Annotated in this window: 7 protein-coding genes; all 7 read right to left on the reverse strand. The window is 36.3% G+C overall.

What is annotated here, in order from left to right; genetic code table 11:
• A partial coding sequence (locus tag BFL01S_RS18190) for a pseudouridine synthase (protein WP_061786562.1) occupies positions 1–690 on the reverse strand: 690 nt, incomplete at its 3' end.
• Positions 691–809: 119 nt separating this feature from the next.
• Positions 810–1,631: a phosphate ABC transporter ATP-binding protein PstB gene (gene pstB, locus BFL01S_RS18195; RefSeq protein WP_025907608.1), complete on the reverse strand. Its 822-nt coding sequence runs from the start codon at positions 1,629–1,631 to the stop codon at positions 810–812.
• Positions 1,632–1,646: 15 nt separating this feature from the next.
• Positions 1,647–2,474 (reverse strand): phosphate ABC transporter permease PstA, encoded by an 828-nt coding sequence (pstA, locus tag BFL01S_RS18200; RefSeq protein ID WP_061786560.1) that lies wholly within the window; start codon positions 2,472–2,474, stop codon positions 1,647–1,649.
• Between the two features lies 1 nt (position 2,475).
• Entirely contained in the window at positions 2,476–3,390 is a 915-nt protein-coding gene (gene pstC / locus BFL01S_RS18205; RefSeq protein ID WP_035319835.1) for a phosphate ABC transporter permease subunit PstC, read from the reverse strand.
• Between the two features lie 35 nt (positions 3,391–3,425).
• Positions 3,426–4,268, reverse strand: a complete 843-nt coding sequence (locus tag BFL01S_RS18210; protein WP_035319837.1) for a phosphate ABC transporter substrate-binding protein — start codon at positions 4,266–4,268, stop codon at positions 3,426–3,428.
• A 351-nt stretch (positions 4,269–4,619) separates the two neighbouring features.
• The gene (locus BFL01S_RS21325; RefSeq protein ID WP_268873901.1) at positions 4,620–4,742 is read right to left on the reverse strand and encodes a hypothetical protein; all 123 of its coding nucleotides are present in this window, start codon (positions 4,740–4,742) and stop codon (positions 4,620–4,622) included.
• A gap of 368 nt (positions 4,743–5,110) precedes the next feature.
• Entirely contained in the window at positions 5,111–6,418 is a 1,308-nt protein-coding gene (locus tag BFL01S_RS18215; RefSeq protein WP_061786561.1) for a hemolysin family protein, read from the reverse strand.
• Positions 6,419–6,875 lie beyond the last annotated feature (457 nt).

The raw sequence follows: 6,875 nt of genomic DNA on the forward strand, positions 1-6,875 counted from the left end.
TGTCTCAGTCTCTTTCAACAGTTCATTTAATTCTTGCTGTGATAGCTCTCTCCAAGCCCCCGCTTCTAAATTTCCTAGGTGAATATTCATAATGCGAATCCGCTGCAGGCGCTCAACTCGATAACCTAATGCTTTACACATTCTTCTAATCTGCCGATTAAGTCCTTGAGTTAAAATAATCTTAAACACATTGTCACTTATTTTTTCGACCTTACACGGCTTAGTGATGGTATTTAAAATCTCAACACCGCTTTCCATTTCCAGCACGAACTGCTCTGTAATTACCTTATCCACCGTAACGACATACTCTTTTTCATGACCATGCTCTGATCGGAGAATTTTGTTGAAAATGTCACCATCATTTGTCATTAAAATAAGCCCTTCAGAAGCTTTGTCCAAGCGGCCAACAGGAAAGATTCGCGTTGGATAATTTACAAAATCAATGATATTTCCCTCCACTTCTTTAGCTGCGGTACACGTAATACCTACCGGCTTATGAAGCGCTAAATAAACAGACTGTTCCTTACGAGGGATAGGCCTTCCATCAATCAGAACTTCATCATGTTCTGCTATCATGGTGTTCTTCTCACTCACGACTCCGTTTACAGTCACTCTGCCTTCTATAATCAAGCGATTTGTATGCCTTCTTGAACAGAAGCCTGTTTCGCTAATATACTTTTGAATTCTCATCTCATACTCGCTTTCTCTACCGTTTTCTTTATTTTAGTGAATTTCTCAATGGAAAGCATCACTCTTTCAATAAAAAAATCCCGGGAAATAAATTCCCTAGGATTTTTTCATGTACATAATTAGCCGAATCGACCAGTAATATAGTCTTCTGTTCGCTTATCTTGCGGAACTGAGAAAAGTTTATCTGTAGAACTGTATTCAACGACCTCACCATTTAAGAAAAAGGCAGTTTTATCTGAGATACGAGCGGCTTGCTGCATATTATGAGTTACAATAATAATTGTATAATCTTTTTTCATCTGCGTAATTAATTCTTCTACTTTTAAAGTAGAAATTGGATCTAAAGCTGAAGTCGGTTCATCCATTAAGATTACATCTGGTTTCATAGCAATTGCACGAGCAATACAAACACGCTGTTGTTGTCCACCTGATAAACCAAGCGCGGATGTCTTTAAACGGTCTTTTACTTCATCCCAAATCGCAGCGCCACGTAAACTCTCTTCAACAATCTTGTTTAGCTCTTTTTTATTTTTTATACCATGCATTCTTGGTCCATACGCTACATTATCATAGATGCTCATGGGAAATAGGTTTGCTTTTTGAAACACCATTCCTACTTTTGTTCGTAGCTTAATTACATCGCTTGACTCATAAATGTTTTCATTATCAATAATTACTTTTCCACTGATTTTGACACTGTCGATTAAATCGTTCATTCGGTTTAATGTGCGTAAAAATGTTGACTTACCACAACCAGATGGACCGATAAATGCAGTGACTTCTTTTTCTTTTATATCAAGGGAAACTGAATACAGTGCTTGTTTTTCTCCATAAAACAAATTCAAATCACTCACGCTGATTTTTGTCTTCTTATCAGAATGCCTCTCATTTCCTAACACGTTTGTTTTGCTGCCCTTCTGACGATCAATAGTTATATTCATCATTCGACTCCTCTCTTAATAATCCGCTTTGTTTAGCTTTTTAGATATAAAAGTCGTTGCAAAGTTTAACACCAAAATAACCACAATCAATACAATTCCAATTGCCGCGGCAAGCTCAATATCTCCAGATTCTTGCGTAACTAAGTACGAATGAACCGTTAATGTTCTAGCTGAAGAAAAAATACTCTCTGGCAGTGCAGCTACCGTTCCCGCTGTTAAGAAAATTGCTGCTGACTCACCAACGATACGACCGATTGAAAGGATGATACCAGATAGTATACCCGGCATAGCGCTCGGTAAAATGACTTTATATAAAGTTTGTAACTTTGTTGTACCTAGAGCTAATGATCCTTCGCGATATGAGCGTGGCACAACTTTTAATGCTTCTTCTGTTGTTCGAATAATAACTGGTAAAACAATAATCGTAAGTGTTAAAGAAGCCGAAATAATTGACATACCTAGCTTTAACGTCGTAACAAAAAATACTGCACCAAACAAACCGTAAATAATGGACGGAATCCCAGTTAAACTTTCCGTGGCAAAGCGAATGACTCTAACTAGCTTTCCTTGTTTTGCGTATTCCTGTAGGTATACAGCAGCCAAGATTCCAATTGGTGTGGCAATAAGCAATGAAATAACAATTGTATAGATAGTTGTGACAATCATTGGCCAAATTCCACCGTCATGTCCTGAAGGTGAATAATCTCCAAAGATAAAATCAACGCTAATTAAACGATAGCCTTTATAAAAAATATATCCGACGATAGTAACTAGGACGGCAACTGTTAAAAAAGCTGAAAACCAAAGCAGTCCATTTAGTACATTATCTTTAAACTTCCTCAACTTAGTTACCTCCTTTTGAACTGATCTTTGCCAATACAAAATTTAAAAGTAAAATAAACGAGAACAACACAATCCCTGTAGCAAAAAGCATCTCTTGGTGCGTACCTGCTGCATACCCCATCTCTAGCGCAATGTTAGTCGTTAACGGACGTACACTATCAGTTAAGCTAGATGGAATAATTAAGCTGTTTCCTGCAACTAATATAACAGCCATCGTTTCCCCAATTGCTCTACCCATTCCTAAAACAACAGCTGTCATAATACCTGACTTAGCCGCTGGGACTACTACCTTGAAGATTGTACCAATCTTAGAAACTCCAAGAGCTAACGACCCTTCACGATACGCTTTTGGCACTGCACGAATGGCCGTTTCCGATACCGTAACAACCGTTGGTAACATCATAATAGCTAAAACTAAAATGACCGCTAATAAACTTTGACCTCGAGCTAGCCCTAAATTATTTTGTAGAAAAGGAACAATAACAGCTAATCCAAATACTCCATATAGTACAGACGGAATACCCGCTAAAAGCTGTACAGCAGGTGAAACAATTTTCGCTAAGCTTTTAGGCGCAATTTCAGCTAAAAAGATAGCGGTAAACAAGGCAATTGGTACACCGATAATGAGTGCTCCAATCGTAGCAAAGACAGATGCTACAATCATAGGAAAGATTCCGAACTTATCTTCACTAGGTACCCAATCTACTCCAAAGAGAAAGTCAATAAAGCTATACCCTTGCGTAACAAAAGGATGAAATCCTTTATAAAATACAAATCCGATAATTAATACTAAGCTGACTACTGAAAGGAGAGCACATAACATAAATAATCTTCCCGACAGTTTCTCTAGCACGTACTTCATTCGATTCGATTTTTCAACTTCTTGATTTTGATTTTTAATAGGTGGCGTTGACATACTTCATTCCTCCAAAATTGCTTAAACGTACCGTTTTATTTTAATGGTATTACGCCCGCATCCGATGCAATTTTTTGACCTTCTGGACTTAAGATATAATCAATGAATTTCTGACCTTCTTCACTTAAAGTCTCTTGTTTGTTCACAAACAGAAACGGTCTTGATAAGCTATATTTTTGCTGCAATACATTATCTGCTGTAGGCTGTACTCCATTAATATTTAAAGTAGCAACAGATTCATCAATATACTCAAATGAAACAAAGCCTACAGCGTGCTTATTTGTAGCAACTGTGGTTTTAATGTTTCCATTTCCACTCGCAACAATGGCGTTTTTGATTAGCTCTCCAGAAGAGTAGCCAACAATTTCTTGAAATGCATCTCTTGAACCTGATCCATCTTCTCGGGAAACGACGACAATTTCCATGTCTTCTCCACCAAGCTCTTTCCAATTTGTAATTTCACCAGTAAAGATTTTCTTTACTTCTTCCATTGAAAGATTCTTGACCTTATTTGTAGGATGCGTAATTACCACAATTCCATCGTAAGCAATGATATGCTCTTTTAAGCCAGTTGCTTTTTCTTCTTCTTTTAAGTCACGTGAAGACATGCCAATTTCTGAAACACCGCTTGTTGCGTTGGTAATTCCAGCAGAAGAACCAATTTGATTGATCTCTATATTAATGTTATTTTTCTCTTCATATTTAGCTGCTAGCTTCTCAGCTAAAGGACCAACGGACGTTGAGCCTGAAATTGCTAGTGTGTAATTGCTACCGCCAGATGAATTTTCTGAGCTAGTATCAGAAGAACCACACGCTGCCAAAGTAGTAACGAAAGATAGAACAAGTAATCCTATCGCTGTCTTTCTTATAAGCTTCATCTCTAAACCTCCAAGACACTCTATTCGTATTTCTTATAGAGTAAACTCTGCTTGTAAATTTTTATTTTGATTTTTGTAAACGTTTTGTAAATCCTTTAATTATGTGTAAAAAGTCTAAAAAAAATGTTAATTTTATACTGTCAAATTAACAATTCAGATACGAAATATCCAAATATTTGATTTTTATTTTAAAGATGAAAAGATTTTCTTATGTCTGTTCATTTTTACGCAATCGATTTTTCACATTATTATTTGTCACGGGTTAAGTATTCATGTAAAGCTCCTTATAAAAAAGCTCAACATCTGTCTTTATGACATCAGATGTTGAGCTTTTTCTTTTCGATTCATTTATTATTGACTGAGAGCTTTTGGAGCCTTGAATTGATGCTGGATCATACGATAATATACTCCTTCTTTTTTCATTAACTCATTATGATTACCATTTTCTTTAATTTCACCGTTTTCAATAAGCATAATTGTATCGGCATGGCGAATAGTATTTAGTCGGTGAGCAATGATGGGTCTGAAAGTAGAACTCTTGAGATAGCAAGCAGCTGCTTTTAACCTTGACTGAGATTATCTCCGTTTTCTGATAGCCTCGTCTCGACAGCAGCTCAACAAAAGTTTACCAAAGGAAACTTTTTTATATTAATAAAATTATGTAGCCCTTATGCAATTTTGTAAACATTTTAAATTCCTCTTATGTATATTGATTAATGAAGAAAAACATTCGCAACGCTTCAAGTCGGATTCCTCATCTCATCAGTAAAAAAGCTACACTACCGTTTTTCCTGGTAGTGTAGCTTTTGACTAGGATTTTATAATTTTCAACTATACATCATTTAGCTAACAGCTTCTGCTGGCTGAACTTCAATATACTTTACCTGATGACCTTCTAGCTGAATTGCTTTAAACTGATAGCCTTGATTAACAACCTTTTCATTCAGCTTGATATCAACCTTTTGCAAAAGAATCCAACCGCCAATTGTATCTATATCATCATTTTGAATTTCAATATTAAGCAAATTATTTACTTCTTCAATTAAGACCTTTGCATCTAGAATGTAGCGTTGGTCATCAACGGGCTGAATCGATGGCTTCTCATCTTCATCAAACTCATCACGAATTTCTCCAACAATCTCTTCTAAAATATCTTCAACCGTTACTACACCTGATGTTCCACCGTACTCATCCATCAAGATGGCCATATGCATTCTTTTACCTTGCATTGTCTTTAATAATTCTTGAATGGCAACAGACTCAATTACCTTAATAATCGGCTTCATATAAGATGTAATTGGCTTATCTTTTATGTCATCATTTAATACTACATCATTGAGTACTTCTTTAATATTGACCATTCCAACAATGCTATCTTTATTACCGCTTTCAGTAACAGGATAACGAGTGTATCGCTCTGCTACCGCCACCCTTAAAAAGTCTTCCACTCTATCGTCTGTTGAAACTGTTACAATCTCAGTTCGCGGAATCATAATTTCACGCGCCACTCGGTTATCAAATTCAAAGATGTTGTTTACATATTTTAGCTCAGATTGATTAATTGCTCCGCTTTGATAGCTCTCAGAAAAAATAATCTTAAGCTCTTCTTCTGTATGAGCGGCTTCGTGCTCTGAAGCAGGCTTTAAACCAAACATTCGAATTAACACACGAGCTGAACCGTTTAATACCCAAATGAATGGATACATAATACGGTAGAACCAGATTAATGGAGGCGCCAATAGCAATGTAACAGCTTCTGCTTTTTGAATTGCGACTGTTTTAGGTGCTAATTCCCCAACAACTACATGCAAAAATGTTACAAGAGAAAACGCAATGGCAAACGACAGCACAGACGATATAGCTGCACTAACTCCTATATTATCAAGAACAGGCTTTAGCAGCTGTTCAACCGCAGGCTTTCCTAACCAACCTAATCCTAAGGCTGTGATGGTAATACCTAACTGACAGGCAGATAAGTATTCGTCTAAATGCGTTGTCACTTTCTTTGCGGCTAATGAGCCTTTTCGTCCTTCAGCTACTAGTTGATCTACCCGAGAACTGCGAAGCTTGACAATCGCAAATTCCGATGCAACGAAGAATGCAGTTAACGCAATAAGAATGGCAAGCAATATTAAATTAAAAGTAACCAATAAATGAGTCTGTTCTGGTTATAACCAACAACAGACGTACACCTCCTGTTATAGTGAATAATGTTTGTTATTGATCTTTTTATACACTTTACTCGTCTCATAAAGAATTCAAAGAACAGATGACAAATGCTTAACAAAAGCTAGTTTTTTCAGGGAGTCACTTCTGTAAACATTGATTATCTTTCGCTTCTTTACGCAAATAATTAGCTACAAACTAATAACTCTAAGCGTCACCGTCCCTTTAAAAACCATCACGTGATGGTTTGATTAAGCAATATCCTACTGGATTATAAATGAAAAGAAAAGCAATAACCCCTATAAATGGTGTGAACCTTTTGTGTACACCTTACTTACTCAACTTTTTATCATGTAAATCATTTCAAAATAAATATATGCAATAACAAAGTATTTTTAAGTACATATAAGATTAGTTTTATAGCATCCTTTTTAAACAAAG

This window comes from Priestia flexa NBRC 15715, from assembly GCF_001591565.1.
Lineage (GTDB): Bacteria > Bacillota > Bacilli > Bacillales > Bacillaceae_H > Priestia > Priestia flexa.

Excerpts from the sequence above, each read along its gene's own strand:
- pstB (WP_025907608.1), bottom strand. The coding sequence starts at position 1,631 with ATGAATATAACTATTGATCGTCAGAAGGGCAGCAAAACAAACGTGTTA.
- pstC (WP_035319835.1), bottom strand. The coding sequence starts at position 3,390 with ATGTCAACGCCACCTATTAAAAATCAAAATCAAGAAGTTGAAAAATCG.
- BFL01S_RS18210 (WP_035319837.1), bottom strand. The coding sequence starts at position 4,268 with ATGAAGCTTATAAGAAAGACAGCGATAGGATTACTTGTTCTATCTTTC.
- BFL01S_RS21325 (WP_268873901.1), bottom strand. The coding sequence starts at position 4,742 with ATGCTTATTGAAAACGGTGAAATTAAAGAAAATGGTAATCATAATGAG.